Annotated in this window: 16 protein-coding genes; 13 read left to right on the forward strand and 3 right to left on the reverse strand. The window is 30.3% G+C overall.

Annotated features, from left to right (window positions below; genetic code table 11):
• From L0U72_RS00205 to L0U72_RS00240, 8 genes are all read left to right on the forward strand, one after another.
• Entirely contained in the window at positions 1-1,353 is a 1,353-nt protein-coding gene (locus L0U72_RS00205) for a DEAD/DEAH box helicase (protein WP_233898470.1), read from the forward strand.
• Complete coding sequence (locus tag L0U72_RS00210; protein WP_101918180.1) at positions 1,353-1,712, forward strand: Na(+)-translocating NADH-quinone reductase subunit F; 360 nt, start codon at positions 1,353-1,355, stop codon at positions 1,710-1,712. The genes L0U72_RS00205 and L0U72_RS00210 overlap by 1 nt, the downstream gene beginning before the upstream one ends.
• A gap of 370 nt (positions 1,713-2,082) precedes the next feature.
• Positions 2,083-3,288, forward strand: coding sequence for a GTPase HflX (gene hflX / locus L0U72_RS00215; RefSeq protein ID WP_101918179.1), 1,206 nt, complete (start codon positions 2,083-2,085; stop codon positions 3,286-3,288).
• Between the two features lie 294 nt (positions 3,289-3,582).
• On the forward strand, positions 3,583-4,269 hold the full coding sequence (locus L0U72_RS00220; protein ID WP_233898094.1) for an energy transducer TonB: 687 nt from the start codon (positions 3,583-3,585) through the stop codon (positions 4,267-4,269).
• A gap of 137 nt (positions 4,270-4,406) precedes the next feature.
• Positions 4,407-5,153, forward strand: a complete 747-nt coding sequence (locus tag L0U72_RS00225) for an energy transducer TonB (protein WP_233861294.1) — start codon at positions 4,407-4,409, stop codon at positions 5,151-5,153.
• A 66-nt stretch (positions 5,154-5,219) separates the two neighbouring features.
• Positions 5,220-7,919: a TonB-dependent receptor gene (locus L0U72_RS00230; protein WP_233898095.1), complete on the forward strand. Its 2,700-nt coding sequence runs from the start codon at positions 5,220-5,222 to the stop codon at positions 7,917-7,919.
• A gap of 184 nt (positions 7,920-8,103) precedes the next feature.
• On the forward strand, positions 8,104-8,811 hold the full coding sequence (locus tag L0U72_RS00235; protein ID WP_193699575.1) for an energy transducer TonB: 708 nt from the start codon (positions 8,104-8,106) through the stop codon (positions 8,809-8,811).
• Between the two features lie 39 nt (positions 8,812-8,850).
• Positions 8,851-11,721 (forward strand): TonB-dependent receptor plug domain-containing protein, encoded by a 2,871-nt coding sequence (locus L0U72_RS00240; RefSeq protein ID WP_233898096.1) that lies wholly within the window; start codon positions 8,851-8,853, stop codon positions 11,719-11,721.
• A 183-nt stretch (positions 11,722-11,904) separates the two neighbouring features.
• Here the strand turns inward: L0U72_RS00240 and L0U72_RS00245 are convergent, their stop codons facing one another.
• Together L0U72_RS00245 and L0U72_RS00250 are read right to left on the reverse strand one after the other, a co-directional pair.
• The gene (locus L0U72_RS00245; protein ID WP_233898097.1) at positions 11,905-13,803 is read right to left on the reverse strand and encodes an amidophosphoribosyltransferase; all 1,899 of its coding nucleotides are present in this window, start codon (positions 13,801-13,803) and stop codon (positions 11,905-11,907) included.
• A gap of 83 nt (positions 13,804-13,886) precedes the next feature.
• Complete coding sequence (locus L0U72_RS00250; protein WP_101918172.1) at positions 13,887-14,813, reverse strand: PfkB family carbohydrate kinase; 927 nt, start codon at positions 14,811-14,813, stop codon at positions 13,887-13,889.
• A gap of 73 nt (positions 14,814-14,886) precedes the next feature.
• Here L0U72_RS00250 and L0U72_RS00255 point away from each other — a divergent pair, with 73 nt between their 5' ends.
• The 5 genes from L0U72_RS00255 (at position 14,887) to L0U72_RS00275 (ending at position 18,387) form a co-directional block, all read left to right on the forward strand.
• Positions 14,887-15,312, forward strand: coding sequence for a SufE family protein (locus L0U72_RS00255; protein WP_101918171.1), 426 nt, complete (start codon positions 14,887-14,889; stop codon positions 15,310-15,312).
• A 51-nt stretch (positions 15,313-15,363) separates the two neighbouring features.
• The gene (locus tag L0U72_RS00260) at positions 15,364-15,684 is read left to right on the forward strand and encodes a DUF59 domain-containing protein (protein WP_101918170.1); all 321 of its coding nucleotides are present in this window, start codon (positions 15,364-15,366) and stop codon (positions 15,682-15,684) included.
• A 1-nt stretch (position 15,685) separates the two neighbouring features.
• Positions 15,686-16,201: a DUF2480 family protein gene (locus L0U72_RS00265; protein ID WP_233896788.1), complete on the forward strand. Its 516-nt coding sequence runs from the start codon at positions 15,686-15,688 to the stop codon at positions 16,199-16,201.
• Between the two features lie 87 nt (positions 16,202-16,288).
• Positions 16,289-17,203: a DUF3078 domain-containing protein gene (locus L0U72_RS00270; protein WP_233885410.1), complete on the forward strand. Its 915-nt coding sequence runs from the start codon at positions 16,289-16,291 to the stop codon at positions 17,201-17,203.
• Positions 17,204-17,304: 101 nt separating this feature from the next.
• Positions 17,305-18,387: a CNNM domain-containing protein gene (locus L0U72_RS00275; RefSeq protein WP_101918168.1), complete on the forward strand. Its 1,083-nt coding sequence runs from the start codon at positions 17,305-17,307 to the stop codon at positions 18,385-18,387.
• Positions 18,388-18,443: 56 nt separating this feature from the next.
• Here L0U72_RS00275 and L0U72_RS00280 read toward each other — a convergent pair whose 3' ends face one another.
• Complete coding sequence (locus L0U72_RS00280; RefSeq protein WP_101918167.1) at positions 18,444-18,806, reverse strand: SPOR domain-containing protein; 363 nt, start codon at positions 18,804-18,806, stop codon at positions 18,444-18,446.
• Positions 18,807-18,873 lie beyond the last annotated feature (67 nt).

Here is an 18,873-nt window from a genome sequence, read left to right on the forward strand (position 1 = left end):
ATTACTTTTCAAGATTTAGATTTATCAAATCCATTACAAAACGCCATTGAAGAATTAGGTTTTGTAAATCCAACACCAATTCAAGAAGAAGCCTTTCCAATAATACGTTCTGGTAAAGACGTGGTTGGTATTGCACAAACAGGTACGGGGAAAACCTTTGCTTATATGTTGCCAATACTTCGTGATTTGAAATTTTCAAAACAACAACACCCACGAGTGCTTGTAGTAGTGCCAACCCGTGAATTAGTAGTTCAGGTGGTTAGTGAAATTGAAAAGCTTTCAGAGTTTATGAGCTTACGCACTATTGGTGTATTTGGAGGTATTCCTTTAAATCGTCATAAACAAGCGGTGGCACAAGGTGCAGATGTTATTGTCGCAACTCCTGGTCGTTTATATGATTTGGCTTTAAGTAATACTTTAAAGTTAAAATCAATCCAAAAATTAGTGATTGATGAGGTAGATGTAATGCTTGATTTAGGCTTCAGATTTCAATTATTAAATATTTTTGAATTATTACCTGTACGCCGTCAAAACATTATGTTCTCGGCAACAATGACACAAGACGTAGAAGCGTTAATTGATGATTTCTTTATCGCTCCGAAAAAGATTTTTATCGCCGTAAGTGGAACGCCACTTGATAATATCAAACAAATTAGCTACGATATTCCTAATTTTTATACCAAAGTAAACGTATTACATGAGTTACTTTATAATAAAATGGAATATAGTAAAGTGTTAATCTTTACGCCAAATAAAAGAAATGCCGACCGATTATTTGAATGTGTAAAAGAAGAGTTTCCAACTGAATCGTGTGTAATTCACTCGAATAAAACACAAAATTATCGTTTGCGTTCTATCGAACAATTCAATAAAGGTGAAAAACGTATTTTAATTGCTACTGATGTAATTGCTCGTGGATTGGATTTAGCGGAAGTAACACACGTTATCAACTTTAATACGCCTTATTTCCCTGAAAATTATATGCACAGAATCGGACGAACAGGACGTGCAGAACATGAAGGAACAGCGATTCTTTTTTCAACAAAAGCAGAACAAGAAGCTAAAGAGCGAATTGAAGAATTGATGAATTATGAAATTCCAATGTTGGAAATTCCTGAACATGTTGAGATTTCTACACAATTAACCGAAGAAGAACGCCCGAAAGAAGATGGAGAAAGAGATAAGAACAGAACTTCTTTAGAGTATGTTCCTGGACCTGCTTTCCATGAAAAAAGCGAGAAAAATAGTAAAACAAATCAAGGAGGTTCGTATCGTAGAGAAATTGCGAAAAAGTATAAAAAACCTAAAACTCGAGGCGATAAAAACTATAATATGCGTAATAAGAAAAAATAATGAAAGTACTTACCAAACAAGAAATTCATAATTTAGGAATGAATATTGTCGGTAAAAAACTGCAAAAAATGGGGTATGAGTTTGTTGCTATCAATAGCGAACTGAAAAAACATCCGCAGTTTGTGTTGTTTAAAAAAGGCGAACCAACCATTTTTGTATTAGTAAAAACCACCAATAATATTCAATCGCCTCAAGATTACGATGTTTTATGGATGGAAACTTTTAAGGCACACGCCAAAAAACAAAATGCAAAAATTTGGTTTGCAGGCATTGGTATTGCAAATTCAGAAAGTGTGGAATTGCCTGTTTTTAAAGACCAACCGTATTATATCGCTTTTGATGATTTTATCAAAATATAATTTTAGCAAGATTTAAAATATTTTAAAAACACTCATTTTTTTGAAAAGTGAGTGTTTTTTCATGTTTTAATTTTAAAATTATGGGAAGCTATTTCCCGCTTTCCGCACTCGCTCTTTTTTTGAAGAAAAATCAAAAAAAGGAGCTCAAACAATTGCTTCAATCGGGGCTAAGTCTATTTATTTTGTGTTGTTTTTCTTTTTTTATTATTTTTCATTGACATAAGTTACGTATTCTGATTTGCTACATTTTTTATCAGTGCTAGTAATTTCTGGACTAAAATCTAAACAAGCTTCTCGATATATTTTAAATATTACAAACAACAAATTAAAAAGAGTTGTTCAATTGATAAATTTGTATTTTTGCATCTATATGGAAGAAACACGTGAAGAAATAGTTGAAAAAGCAGTTTTAATTGGTATTATAACTCAAAAACAAAACGAAAAACAATCTGAAGAATATTTAGATGAGTTGGAGTTTTTGACTTTAACAGCAGGAGGAGTTGCTGTAAAACGCTTTGTTCAGAAAATGGAAAAACCAAATCCTAAAACTTTTTTAGGAACTGGTAAATTAGAAGAAGTAAGAATGTATATCGCATCACATGGCATAAGTATCGCTATTTTTGATGACGAATTATCGCCTGCGCAATTGCGTAATATTGAAAATGAATTAGGATGTAAAGTATTAGATAGAACCAATTTAATATTAGATATTTTTGCAGGAAGAGCACAAACAAGTTCTGCAAAAGCACAGGTAGAATTGGCACAATGTCAATATTTATTGCCTCGATTAACCCGATTATGGACACACCTTGATAAGCAAAAAGGAGGAATCGGAATGCGTGGTCCTGGGGAAACAGAAATTGAAACTGACCGTCGTATTATTCGAGAAAAAATCACTTTATTGAAGAAAAAACTCGATACGATTGACCGTCAAATGGCAGTTCAACGTAAAAATAGAGGTAAAATGGTGCGGGTCGCATTAGTTGGATATACCAATGTTGGGAAATCAACCTTAATGAATGTCATCAGTAAAAGTGATGTGTTTGCAGAAAATAAATTATTCGCAACCCTTGATACCACGGTTCGAAAAGTCGTTATCAAAAACATTCCTTTTTTAATGACCGATACCGTTGGATTTATCAGAAAACTGCCAACGCAATTAATTGAATCTTTCAAATCGACCTTAGACGAAGTTCGTGAAGCCGATTTATTATTACATATTGTGGATATTTCACATCCTAATTTTGAAGATCATATTGCATCAGTAAATAAAATTTTAGACGAAATAGGAAGTGCCAACAAACCTACTCTAATGGTGTTTAATAAAATTGATGCTTACACTCATGATACAATTGAAGAGGATGATTTAATCACTGAAAAATCAAAAAATCACTACACTTTAGAGGATTGGAACAAAACTTGGATGAACGATTTAGGTGAAAAAAGTCTTTTTATATCAGCACTAAATAAAGACAATTTAGAAGCGTTTAAAGAACGAGTTTATGAAGAAGTTAAAAGAATCCATATTCAACGATTCCCTTACAATAATTTCTTATATCAAGATGATTTACAATAAAATAACATTTTATTAAACAAAAAAGCACCTAGAAAAATTTTTTTATGTGCTTTTTTTTAGTATATTTAGTATCATATTTATAATAACTATTTTAACCATTTTATTCCCCCTAAAAATGAAAAATAAAGTAACAATATATTCCAGTTTTAGCCTATCAAAATCAATTTTTGATATGGCTTTTCAACGCAAGATTCCAATAACATTTTATTTATAAGTCAAATCGCTTAAAGGCGTTCAATCTTTTTTCTCAAAGAAAAAAAATGAATTATTTGTTTAAAATTAAAATATATTGTGATGAAAAATATACTAATCATACTAATTACTGTTTTTAGCATTACACAGATTTTTTCCCAAAAAGTTTGTGTCGCTAAAAAAGAAACTGTTGTCGATGTTCATGCGCTTGCCCCTAATAAATGTAAAATTCATAAAGCGGTAAAAACAACCAAAAAAATAACAAGCCCAACCAAACGATACTTAAAAAAACGAGTTTACTTAAATAAAGTCGTTCATTTAGCAAGTAATCTTGAAAAAAATAGCCTTGCAACTATCAAAACAAGCAACAAAATAGATACCGACTTATTACTTGTTTTAAAAGAAGCATCAGCAAAAGAATATATTGCGTTCGATGTGGTAGAAAATATACCATTATTTGCTTCTTGTAATCAAAGTTCATTAGATAGAATGGAGTGCTTTAATAATCAAATGGAAAAACATATTATCGATAATTTTGAGTATCCAAGAGAAGCTTTGAAAAAAGGTGTTGAAGCAAATTTAGAAGTTCGTTTTGTTATTGATAAACATGGAAAAGTAAATAATATCAAAATAAAAAGCGATAATAAAGAGGATAATAAAAATAATGATATTCTTAAAAAAGAAGCGATGAGAATTGTTTTATTATTGCCTAAATTTACACCAGGGAAACAAAAAGGAGTTACGGTGCCTGTATTATATAAATTCCCCATGAATTTCACCTTAAATTAAAGAATATTTAAAGTGTTTTTATTGCTTTTCTTGCATGTTTATTTTTTTTAAGGCTAAAAAATAAATATCTTTGCCTTAATTAACTCTATTCGTGTTATTTGATTAGTTTAAAATTTAGTGTATAATACCCCCATATTATGAGAAACATATTCGTATTGATTTTAACTTTATTTTTGTCAATCAACATGGTAGCACAAGAAGTATGTGAATCACCAGATGAAATTGATCAGGATTTAAATAGTATTAGTGTTACTAAATGTACTATTAAAGAATCTAAAAATAAGAGAAATAAAAAATCAAGACAAATTTCAGTTACCGTATCGGCTAATAGAAGACACCTTAAGAAAAGAGAAATTTCTAGAAAAAAAGAAGTTACGAAGTTCAAAGGAGTAGGAGTTGGTATTGCTGAAGTTCAGCATGCTTCTAAAAATAAAATACAGGAATTAGCTCTTGAAAAAACGGTTTCTTCAAAAATAAATATTGCAGAAATTAACAGTAAACTATCTGTAGAAGAATTAAAAAAAGCAGCGAAATTTACTTCTGTTGATAAAATTCCTTTATTTAATGCTTGTAAAAAAGTAAATAAAAATAAACGTGCCGATTGCTTTAATGAAAATATGATACATCATATTTCTAAACATTTTCAGTATCCAAGTGGTGCTATTCAAGAATCAATACAAGGAGAGGTTTGGGTTCGTTTTATTATCGATAAAAACGGAGAGGTAAAAAACATTAAAACATTAGCTCCTAAAAATGGTGATTTATTAAGTAAAGAAGCTATTAGAGTTGTTTCTAAATTACCTCAATTTATCCCTGCGAAAAAAGATGGCGGACGTGTTTCTGTAAAATATGGCTTTCCGATCTCATTTGCTTTAGAACAATAATTTAAAATTTTAGGCTCTTAACTATAGTCAGAACCAAATTATCTCAACTAATTTAATTCAAAGAACATGTTAAAAAAAATAGTACTATTTTTTTTTGTAATCTTTAGTATTGCTTTATCAGCACAAGTTACTTTAAAAGGAAAGGTATATGATGAATACTTAGAGCCCTTTCCTAGTGCAATTATCAATTCATTAGATGGTGGTATTACAACTTCAGATATTAATGGTGATTTTACGCTAATCGCAACAGATAAACTTCCTTTTACAATTCAAATTTCAGCTTTTGGTTATCGAAAAGAAGTTGTTGAAATTACTGATTTAGAGCAAGAATTAAATATTGTTTTAAAAGAAAATACTGCGTTAGATGAAGTAGTAATTTCTGCCTCAAGATCACCTGAACGAGTTCTTGAATCACCAGTAACTATTGAACGAATGGGAGTTGTTGATATTAAAAATAATACTTCTGTTTCTTTTTATGATGGATTGACGAACTTAAAAGGAATCGATTCTCGGGAAGCTAGTTATGGTTTTAAATCAATCAATTCACGTGGTTTTTCTACGTTCGATAATACCCGATTTGTACAATTAGTCGATGGTGTTGAAACTTCTATTCCTGCATTAAATTTTTCGGCAGGTAATATTGTTGGTTTATCGGAGTTAGATGTGAAAGATGTTGAGATACTTCCAGGAGCTTCATCAGCTTTATATGGAGCAAATGCTTTTAACGGTATTTTATTGATGAGAAGTAAAAATCCATTTGATTATGCAGGAATAAGTACTTATTTAAAAACAGGTTTTATAAATCAAGAAGCTACTGCTGGTTCAGAACAATTTTATGATGTAGGTATAAGAATGGCATATAAATTTAGTAATTACTTTGCTGCAAAAGTGAATCTTACTGTTTATAAGGCTGAAGAGTGGCATGCAAATGATGCAACTAATACAACAGGGGTTGGAGGTGTTTTTAAAAAAGGAACGAGAGAAGATACGCCTGATTATGATGGTGTAAACTTTTACGGGGATGAGGTTTCTTATGAGTTACCCGTAATTGGAAATGTTAGTAGAACAGGATATGCCGAGACCCAACTTTATGATTATAATGGAGATGGTGTAAAATTTGACGGGTCATTTCATGTAAGACCTTTTGGAAATGATAAATTAGAGGTTATTTTAAATTCTCGATTTTCATTAGGAAATAATTTATATCAAGGTGCTAATAGATTTTCTCAAAAAGATTTTTTAATAGAACAGCATAAATTAGAATTTTTAGGGAAAAACTTCTTTGTTCGTGGTTCTTATACAGGTAACTCTATTGATAATAGCTCTGATTTACGTTTTGTGGGAATTGCTTTAAATGAAAAATATAATCCTAGTAAAAAGTGGTTCGGAGAATATGCAACTGCATTTTCAGGAAAGGTGCCTGGTTTTTCAGCAGGAAATGATAAAGACGCTAGAGCTTTTGCCGATAGAAATAGGCTACAGCCAGGTACTCCAGCTTTTAATCAAGCATTAGATGAAGTGCAACAAATATCTATTAATGAAGGTGGAGCTGGGGTAAAAGATAAAACAAAACTTCTTAATATTGATGCTAATTATAATTTTAGGGACCTAATTACTTGGGGAGAAATTCAAGTAGGTGCTTCTTATCGTACTTATAAGATTAATTCACAAGGTACTTTATTTACAGATAAAAATAATTCTATTGATTTTGATATGATTGGAGCATATTCTCAATTACAAAAGAAATTTTTAGATGATCGATTAAAGTTTACAGGATCTATTCGTTATGATAAATCAAAAAATTTTAAAGCCAACTTTTCACCAAGGATAGCTTTAAATTACGCAATACACGAAAATAGAATAATAAGAGTTTCATATCAAACAGGTTTTAGAACGCCAAGTACTTTGGAACAATATATCGGTTTAAAAACAGGACCAAATACGTTTCTTTTGGGAACGTCAAAGGAAAATATTAACCGTTTTTCGACAGAAGTTATTAATAAAAATAATACTAAAAATGTTATTACAGGAAAAGATGTTTTTGAGAAATCATTTATGTTAAATAATAAAGTACCTGTTCATATTAATCCAACTCCTATCGAATCAGAAAAAGTAACTTCGTATGAAGTAGGGTACAGAAGTATTATAAAACTAAGTGACACCAACGTCATGGAATTAGATGTTAATGGATATTACAATCAATATGAAAATTTTGTAGCTAACAAAACCGTGTTAATTCCCAATTACGGATCGGTAAGAAAAGGAGTGCCAAGTGATGCAGCTTTAAAAGCTTTTTCTAATAATGATGTTACAACCGTTTTATTAAACACCAATACTAGTGCAGATATAGATTCATATGGAATTGGAATTGGTTTAAACACAAAAGTTTTTAAATCGTTTAATTTTGGTGCGAATTATACATTAACAAAATTATTATTTAACCAAGAAGATGATTTCGATTTTCAATCAGGTTTTAATACACCAGAACACCAGTTTAAATTGATGTTTGGTAAGTCAAATTTATTTAAAAATTTTGGTTTTAATATAAATGCAAGATGGCAAGATAAATTTTTATGGGAATCTAATTTTATAAATGCAAATGTTAGCGCAAGAACAATTCTAGATGCCCAAGTAAATTATAGAATTCCTTCTTTTAAATCAACATTTAAACTTGGAGCTACTAATTTAACCGGAAAGGAATATGTTGTAGCACCTGGTTCAGGTCTTATTGGATCAATGTATTATATTTCTTGGACTATTAATTAGTAAAGAATTAAAATATCCTTATTTAATAAAAAAACCTAAACAATTAATTTGTTTAGGTTTTTTTAACGTAAAATTAATCTATTTTATGTTTTTTTATCAAGATAGCTTAATTTTATGTATCTTTGTACCCCCTCAAATTACCCCCCAAAACTAAAAATAATTTAAATAATTTAATTTTTTTATTATGAAAAAATTACTATTCCTAGCCTTGTTGCTTATTGTAAATTTAGTGGCAGTTGCTCAAAAAGTTTGTGAATCTCCAGACGAGAGTGCTGATATTGACCTAAATACAATTACAAAATGTGCTGTTAGTACCTTAGAAAAATCTGATAATAAACGATCTCGAAAAATAAGGGTTAAAGTATCTGCAAGAAAAAAAATGTTAAACACGAATAATTTGAGTACTTCAGGGATTAGTTCAGGAGTTAGCTCGGGGATTAATTCAGAAATTATAAAGACACGTCAGAAAATTGACCTTAAACAAAATATTGAAGAACTTAAAAATAAATTATCAAAAGAAGAAATTAAAGAAGCATTAACATTTCCAACAGTTGATGAAATTCCTTCGTTTAGTGCATGTAATGAAATAACAAAAGAAGAAGTATCGGATTGTTTTAATAACGAAATGATGAAGCATATTTCTGATCATTTTAATTATCCTGGGGAAGCTGTTAGACAGAGTTTACAAGGAGAGGTTTGGGTTCGTTTTATTATTGATAAAAATGGATATGTCAAAAACATTAAAACATTAGGACCTGATGATGCTGAAATATTGAACAACGAAGCAATTCGTGTCGTTTCATTATTACCAAGATTTAAGCCAGCAGAAAAACAAGGAAAAAGAGTTTCTGTTAAGTATGGTTTTCCTATTAATTTTTCTTTAGAAGAATAAAAATTTATATATTTATACTTAAATAAAATTTTAAAAAAAATGTTAAAAAAACACTTCATAATTATTGTTTTAGCATTGTCTAGCATCATTTCTTATGCGCAGATAGAAATAAAAGGTGCTGTTTATGATGAATATCTAGAGCCTTTTTATAACGCTAAGATTCGATTAGCAAATCAAACAAGTACCTCAAATGATGTTGGTGAATTTACATTTACGTATAATGATAAATTTCCTGTAACTTTAAAAGTAAGTGCTTTTGGGTATCAAACAGAAGAATTGATTATTCAAGAATATAAAAAATCAATTAATATTATTTTAAAAGAAAATTTATTACTAGACCAAATAGTAATATCTGCTTCGAGAGTTTCTGAAAAAATCATTGAATCTCCAGTAACTATTGAACGATTTGGACTAACTGATATTAAAAATACTTCTTCTAATTCTTTTTATGATGGTTTAGTAAATCTAAAAGGAATACAATCAAGAGAAGGAAGTTATGGATTTAAATCCATAAATACTAGAGGCTTTTCTGATTTTAGTAACTCTCGTTTTGTACAAATGATTGACGGTATGGATACCGCTTCACAGGCTTTAAGTTTTAGTACTGGAAATTTCTCAGGAGTTTCAGAATTAGATATTCTTAGTGTTGAAATTTTACCAGGAGCATCATCAGCATTATATGGAGCCAACGCTTATAACGGATTGATGCTTATGAATACCAAAAATCCATTCGATCATACAGGTATTAGTAGCATCTTTAAAAGTGGTTATATGAGTCAGAAAGAAGGAGGAAATAATCCTTTTTATGATACATCTATAAGAATGGCCTATAAATTTAACGACTATTTTGCCGCTAAAGTTAATTTTTCATACTATCAGGCTGAAGAATGGCATGCAAATGATTTAAGAAATAAAGAAATTGATACAAATAAGTTAATAAAAGGTACTCGACAAGAAACCTTAGATTATGATGGAGTAAATATTTATGGAGATGAAGTTTTTAGTGACTTATCAGACTATAATGATTATTTAAAAGAAGAAAAATCGGGCATAAAAGAAATTCCATTTGGAACACATTTAAGTAGAACAGGATATACCGAAGCTGAATTATTGAGAAATGATTTTAAAACCAATAATGCACGATTTTCAGGGTCGTTATATGTTAGACCTTTTAAAGATGAACGCTTAGAAATTCAATTATCTTCTAGATTATCGTCACGAAATAACCTTTTTCAAGGAGCAAACAGATTCGTGCAACGTAACTACCAAACAGAACAGCACAAATTAGAACTGAAAGGACATAACTTTTATCTTAGAGGGTATTATACTGGAAATAATTCTGGTAATTCATATGACTTAACAAAAACAGGAATGCTAATTGAAGAGAATACTATTAATAACTATGATTGGACAACTCAATATGTTAATCAAAGATATCTTAATGGAAAATCAATTAATGAGGCCAGAAAATTAGCAGATGCAAATAGGTTAAAACCTAATACAGGTGCTTTTAATAAAGAGTTTAGTAAAATTACGTCTACATTAATATCGGAAGGCGGAAGTGCTTTGTATGAAAAAAGTAATTATAAACATATTGATGGTAATTATAATTTTAAATCTCTTTTAAATAATTGGGCTGATGTACAAGCAGGTGCTTCTTATAGAAAATATAATCCAAATTCTAGAGGAACACTTTTTAATGATTATTCTCAGAAAATAGCAATAGAAGAATATGGTTTCTATTCTCAAATTCAGAAAAAATTATTGGAAGAGAAATTAAAAATAACAGCTTCACTTCGTTATGATAAAGCGACTAATTTTGATGGAAATTATTCTCCTAAATTAGCTTTAAATTATGCTTTTGGTAAAGAAAGAAATCATGTATTCCGAACGTCATTTCAAACAGGTTTTAGAAATCCAACAGTTCAGGAGCAATATCAATTTTTAGAATCAGCCAGAAAAAAAAATATAGGAACAGTAGCTGAGAACTTAAACCGAATTTCTTATGGTAATAATTATTATGAAGCTTGGGATGATGCTTCAAAATCTTATATCGGTAAGTATCGACCAATTTCTGGACAAGAGATTTTAAACAATTCATTGCTTACTAAAACTTCATACGGAGATAATATTACTTTTGAAAAATCGGATTATAAAGAAGTAATGCCAGAGCTTGTTAAAACAATAGAATTAGGATATCGAAGTATGTTTCGCATCAATAATAGCACTAATTTTGATTTAGATATTAATGCGTATTACAGTCAGCATGATGATTTTGTTTTTATACAAGATGTTGTTGTTGTTAACGCAGGAAAAGTATATCCTTATGGAAATAGAAAATTAACAGCTGCCGAGTTATTAGAACCTAAAAATGAGTTTGGATACACTAATGATGCTGGAGTTTTAGTCTTTGACGAAGTAGCGTATAGGGCTTTTACCTATGGTGATGTTAATGAGTTTAATATTGTAACGAATAGTAAATCTCAAATAGAATCGTATGGTTTTGCTTTAGGAATGCATACCAAATTATTTAAGAATTTTGATTTCGGAGTAAACTATAGTTTTAATGATTATCAATTTGAAGATAAAGATCATGGTCAATTTGATCCTAATTTTAATACGCCTAAGCATAGTGTAAAATTACAGTTTGGTAATACTAAACTGTATCGAAATTTCGGTTTCAATATTAATGCGAGATGGCAAGATGAATATAAATGGGTTTCGACTTTTGTAAAAGGAGATGTGTCAGCAAGAACTGTACTTGATGCACAATTAAATTATCGTATTCCCTCTATGAAATCTAAATTTAAAATTGGAGGAACCAATTTATTTGGAAAAGAGTACTTCGTAGCACCAGGTTCTGGTCAAGTAGGACAATTATATTATATTTCTTGGATTATTAATAATTAAATTATTTCAAGATTACTTTTAATTTTTAAGATTTTAAATAAAAAACCTGAACAAAATATTGTTCAGGTTTTTTTATTTTATACTCTTTATTTTGAAGTAAAAACTAAGAGAAAGTCTAAGAGAAAAGTAAGCAAAAAAGAGTTTGATATTTTAATCAAACTCTTTTTTTAAGCTTATAAAAATTTAATATGCTCTTTCATCATTCTTTTCGTAGAAGTTAATAAATGCTTGATTTACAACACGATTTCCTCCATCAGTAGGATAATCTCCTGTGAAATACCAATCACCTAAATTATCAGGACAGGCTTTGTGTAAATTAGTAACATTTTGAAAAATTACTTCAACATCAGTTTTAATATCTGAAGTTTTTAATAAGGCGGCAATTTTAGTAGAAATTTGTTCATCAGTAAAAGGAGCATATACTTCTTTCACATAATTTACAACATCTTTATCTTCGCTAACTTGTTGTTGTTTACATTTTTCATATACGGTATTAATAATATCATATTGATTGGTTTCTTTTAATAATGCTAAAGCGGCTTTAAAAGCGATAAAATCATTAATTTTCGCCATATCGATACCATAACAATCAGGATAACGAATTTGAGGAGCAGAAGAAACCACGACAATTTTCTTCGGATTTAATCTATCTAATATTTTGATAATACTTTTCTTTAAAGTCGTACCACGAACAATACTATCATCAATAATTACCAGATTATCGGTTGGTTTTACCACGCCGTAAGTAACATCGTAAACGTGTGCTACTAAGTCATCTCGACTACTATCATCAGTAATAAAGGTTCTTAATTTTGCATCTTTAATGGCAATTTTTTCAAAACGAGGTCTTTTTGAAAGAATATCGGTTACTTTTTCTTTGGATAATTTTGTTCCACCTGCTAAAATAGCGGCTGTTTTTTGCTGATTTAACACATCTTCAGCAGCTTCCATCATTCCAAAAAATGAGGTTTCTGCGGTGTTCGGAATGTATGAAAATACTGCATTTTCGATATCATCATCAATTGATTTTAAAACTTCAGGAAATACGTATTTTCCTAAATTTTTACGTTCTGTATAAATATCGGCATCGCTTCCTCTAGAGAAATAAATTCTTTCAAAAGAACAGGCTTTTTTAGGACGTTGTTCCAGAACTGGTTTCATAGAAGTTTCGCCACTTTTTTTGATGATTAACGCATGACCTCTATCAATTTCTTTAATTTCATCAATAGGAACATTAAATACGGTTTGAATCGCAGGACGTTCCGAGGCAACGACTACAACTTCATCATCTTGATAATAAAATGCAGGACGAATTGCCGATGGATCTCTTAATACAAAGGCATCACCGTGTCCTAATAAACCAGCCATGGCATATCCACCGTCCCAATTTTTTGCAGAACGCTGTAAAATTCGTTGAATATCTAAATGTTCTTCGATATAACCAGAAGCATCTTTTTTACTAAAACCAATTTCTTTTGCTTTGACATATAATTTAGAAACTTCATCTTCTAAGAAATGACCAATTTTTTCCATTACCGTAACGGTATCGGTTGCTTCTTTTGGGTGTTGTCCTAATTCGATTAGGTCATTTAAAAGTTGTTTTGAGTTGGTCATATTAAAATTACCTGCAACAAGTAAATTTTGATGTTTCCAATTACGTTGACGTAAAAAAGGATGTACATTTTCGATAGAATTTCCACCAAAAGTACCGTAACGAACGTGTCCTAAAAATAGGTTTCCTAAATAAGGAACATTATCTTCTTGCCATTTTATGTCGTCTGTTTTTTCTGGATTTTCTTGAAGAACATTGTTAATTCTATCGTTTATTTTACCAAAAATATCTTTAATTGGTTGTGGTTGGTTCGAACGTATTCTACTAATATAGCGTGTTCCTTGTGCTACATTGAATTTTATACTTGCCAATCCTGCACCATCTTGCCCACGATTGTGTTGCTTTTCCATTAATAAATACATTTTATTTACACCGTAAAAAGCGGTTCCGTATTTATCTTTATAATATTGTAATGGTTTTAATAATCGAACCATTGCAATACCGCACTCATGTTTAATAGCATCACTCATTTGAAAAAAATATTTAAAAGGGTATTGTGTTTATTCTACTTTTTTTGACTAAAAAATCCGCAGCAAAAAGCGCGGATTTTTATTTATGATAATTCAATATCAAACTGTGTTAATTCTTTAAAAGACTGCAGACGTGTTAGCACTTCGTCCTTTGTAAGTTCTTCCATTCGTTGTGTTCCAAATTTTTCAACACAGAAGGAGGCTAAATTAGATCCGTAAATAATTCCATTTTTCATGTTATCAAACGAGATATCTTCCGTTTTTGCTAAATATCCACAAAAACCTCCTGCAAAGGTGTCTCCAGCTCCTGTTGGATCAAAGACTTCGGCTAACGGTAATGCTGGTGCGAAAAACATTTTTCCTTCACTAAATAATAAAGCGCCGTGTTCTCCTTTTTTGATAACCACATATTTCGGTCCCATTTCATGGATTTTTTTCGCAGCATTCACTAACGAGTATTCTCCACTTAATTGACGTGCTTCTTCATCATTAATAGTAACAACATCGACACGTTTTAAAACAGTATGTAAATCATCTAAAGCAATATCCATCCAAAAATTCATGGTGTCTAAAACCACTAATTTTGGGCGTTTGCTCATTTGGTCTAAAACTGACGCCTGTGTTAAAGGATGTAAATTTCCTAACATTACAATCCCAGCATCTTTAAATTCCTCAGGAACGACAGGGGTAAAATGTTCTAACACATTTAATTCTGTAATTAAAGTATCACGAGAATTCATGTCGTTATGATATTTTCCGCTCCAAAAGAATGTTTTTCCTTCTTTTACAACTTCAATTCCATCGGTATTAATGCCTTTGTCGTTCATCATATCTAAATATGATTGCGAAAAATCGCCACCAACCACAGAAACTACGCCTGTTTTTACGCCAAATTGAGACGCTGCCAATCCGACATAAGTTCCTGAACCTCCTAATATTTTATCTGTTTTGCCAAAAGGTGTTTCAATAGCATCAAAAGCTACGGTACCAACTGCTAATAATTTGCTCATTTCTTGTTTTTTTACTGTAATTTTGCACTTTTAATAACGTGTCTTTTACACAGTGCAAAAATAGTTTTAAAAAATGACTATCAAAGAAATACAAGAAGAAATTATTGACGAGTTTTCTATGTTTGATGACTGGATGGAGCGTTATGAATATATCATTGACTTAGGAAAATCATTACCTATCATCAACGAAACCTATAAGTTAGATGAAAATTTAATTAAAGGATGTCAGTCAAAAGTTTGGTTATATTCCGAGCTTAAAAATGATACTATTCATTTTACCGCCGATAGCGATGCTATTTTAACCAAAGGAATTGTAGCCTTATTGTTAAGAGTATATTCGAATCAAACACCACAAGAAATTTTAAATGCCGATACCAAATTTATCGATGAAATTGGCTTGAAAGAACATTTAAGCCCAACACGTGCAAACGGTTTAGTATCGATGATTAAACAAATTAAAATGTATGCGATTGCACAACAATCAAAATTATCAAGCTAAATTAAATAGCGAAATAAAAAAATCAAATTAAAAATCTAAAGAAGTAGAAAGATGACCGATAAAGAATTAGACGAATTAGGCGATAAAATAGTAGGCGTTTTAAAAACAATTTACGATCCAGAAATTCCAGTAGATATCTATGAGTTAGGATTGATTTATGATGTATTTGTATCCGAGGAGAAGGACGCTAAAATTTTAATGACCTTAACTTCACCAAATTGCCCAGTTGCAGAAAGTTTGCCTGTGGATATTGAAAATAAAGTAAAATCATTAGAAGAGATTAATAATTGCGAAGTTGAAATAACTTTTGACCCTACTTGGACGCAAGAAATGATGAGCGAAGAGGCAAAGTTAGAACTAGGAATGTTATAAAATGTCAGAAGAAATTATAAATAAAATAGCAAACAGTCAATTAACAACTATTGATTTAGAAGACTTTTATCCGAAAGGAAATCGGGTTGTTTTTGATATTAAAGATTGGCTATATCAAGGAATCATCCTTCGAGAAAAAGACTTTCGAGAACACGTGAAAAATCATAATTGGCAACAATATGACGGTAATTATGTCGCTTTAAAGTGTTCTGATGATGCTATTATTCCATCTTGGGCATATTTATTATTAACGACAAAATTGACCGATTTCGCTAAAAAAGTAGTGGTTGGCGATTTAGAATTGCTAGAAACCGTACTTTTTAATGATATTATTACGAATTTAAATATCACAGAATATCAAGATAAACGACTCATCATAAAAGGCTGTTCTGATAAACCAATTCCGCAAAGTGCTTATACATTGTTGGTTAGCAAAATTCAACCTGTTTGTAAAAGCATCATGTTTGGGGAGGCGTGTTCAACAGTGCCTTTGTTTAAAAAAGTAATCAAAAAATAATAATATTTTTTTTTGAAAAAAAGTGACTTCTATAAAATAATGTTGTCTAATAAAAAGCGTAGTTTTGCGCTCTTAAAAAATAATAAAATGAAAAAAATAGTTTTAACATTAGCATTTGTATGTTCAATTATTTCTTTGCAAGCTCAAACAGTTGAAGAATTAAAAAAAGATCTTACAGCTAAAAAAGGTGAAATAAGTAAATTAGAAGGTGAAGCAAGTGCTTTACAATCTAAAATTGATGCTTTTCCAGGATGGAAATTCGGAGCATTTGGTACTATTGGAGCTAATTTCTCTGGATTTGACAGATGGTATTCGAATGCTGTTCCTAATTCATCAACAGGAAATATTGGTGTAACGGTAAATGGTTTCGCTAATTTAGATAGTGAAAAGTATTTTTGGAGAAACTCTGGAAATTTAAATTTAGGATGGATTAAGTTAGATGATAAAGATAACGCTAACGACGATACTAAATTTAAAGGAACTACTGATGTTTTTACCATCACTTCTTTATATGGTTATAAATTAACTAAAAAAATAGCTGTTTCTACTTTAGCAGAATACAGAACGTCTTTTATTAAAAACTTTAATGACCCAGGATATTTAGATGTTGGCGTTGGTATTACTTGGACACCTATTCCAGAATTAATAGTGGTAGCACATCCTTTAAACTACAACTTTGTGTTTAGTAAATCAGGTTCTGATTATGAATCTTCTTTAGGGGCAAAAATTGTAGCGGAATACAATAAGCAAATAGGTGATTTTAAATTCAGATCTAATTTATCTACTTTTCAAAGTTATAAATCATCAGATTTATCGAACGCAACTTGGATAAACTCAATTGGTTTTAACGTGTGGAAAGGAATTGGAATTGGATTAGAATCAGGATTAAGAGCGAATAAACAAGAAGCTTTTAATTCAGATTTAACAAATTATCCTTCTTTGTCAGCAACTCCTGGTAAAATTCAATCATACTGGTTGGCTGGTTTAAGTTACAGTTTCTAAATAAAAAGAGTATTATTATAATATAATTATAAGAAACCTCAAGCAGTAATGTTTGAGGTTTTCTTTTTTACGTATTTTAGCTAAAAATAAAATTAAATTAAATGACACTATTAATTATTTACGCTACAGTTTCTATTTTTTTCTCTTTTATATGTTCTATTTTAGAGGCAGTATTACTAAGTGTAACTCCTACTTTTGTAAATGTCAAAAAGAAAGAAGGCGAAGCTTTTGCAACACAATTAGAAACCTTAAAAAAAGATGTCGATAAGCCTTTAATTGCAATTCTTACATTAAATACGCTTGCGCATACGGTTGGTGCAATTTTAGTAGGAACAGAGGCTAAGAAGGTGTTTAATGATGATGGTTATGGTGTTTTTATTGTTTCTGCACTGATGACTATTTTAATTTTAGTCGCTTCGGAAATAATACCAAAAACAGTTGGTGCAACCTATTGGAAACAGCTTGCAAAATTGACAACAACAGCATTAAAAATTATGATTTTTCCATTAAAATGGACGGGTATTTTATGGATTTTACAATTGACAACCAAATTGATTGGCGCAAAAGGTGGACATGGAAGCGTTTTAAGTAGAGAAGATTTTTCTGTAATGACTGATATTGCCGAACAAGAAGGTGTTTTTCATGAAAATGAAAGTAATGTGATTCGAAATATGTTAAATTTTAAAGATATTCAGGTAAAAGATATTATGACGCCTCGAACAGTTATTAAAACTGCGGATGAGAATCAAACAATTCAATCTTTTTTTGATGCTAATAAGTCGTTACATTTTTCTAGGATTCCTGTTTTTAATCAGAATCCCGATACAATAACAGGTTATATTTTAAAAGATCAACTTTTTTTAGCATTAATTGATCAAAAAGGAAATGAACCTTTAAAGACAATTAAGAGAGATATTATAATTGCTGATAGAGATTTATCAATTCCTGGATTATTCAATAAATTAGTAGAAAAACGGGAACACTTAGCCTTAGTTGTTGATGAATATGGTTCTGTTAGTGGTCTTGTAACTCAAGAAGATGTTATTGAAACCTTATTAGGTTTTGAAATTATGGACGAAAGTGATAGCGTTGCTGACTTACAGAGTTTGGCAAGAAAAAATTGGAAAAAACGAGCCGAAAACATAGATACTATTGACGAATCTAATAGTGAATTAGAGAAGTAATAAGTGAATATTATTAAATAAAAAACTCAATACTTATAGTATTGAGTTTTTTATTTTTATAGCGGAACAACAATAGAACCGTTAAATTTTTCTCTAATTTTATTTAAAGCTCTATCGGCTTCTAGTTTTGTTCTGTAATCGCCAACTTGTATTTTCCAATCAGGCTGATCGTATTTAATTTTTGTGTAAATGGTAGGAAATTCACCACGAAATCGGCTTTGTAAACTTTTTGCTTTGGTTTCTAATCCATTATATAATTGAATTCGAAAGCCAGTTCCGTTGTTTTGATTGTACATTCTTTTCTTTTTTAGAAGAGAAGTAATGTCATTATTTTCTGGCTGTTTTTCTTGTGCTTTAGCAATAGAAATACCTATCGAAAGAGATAGTGCTAAGGTTAGTAAAATTCTTCTTTTTTTCATTTTATTAAAACTTTATACAAAAGTAACAACTTGTAATTTAATAGATTGTTCGCGTTACTTATTTAGA

This window comes from Tenacibaculum piscium, assembly GCF_021390755.1.
In the GTDB taxonomy this organism is placed as follows: Bacteria; Bacteroidota; Bacteroidia; order Flavobacteriales; family Flavobacteriaceae; genus Polaribacter; species Polaribacter piscius.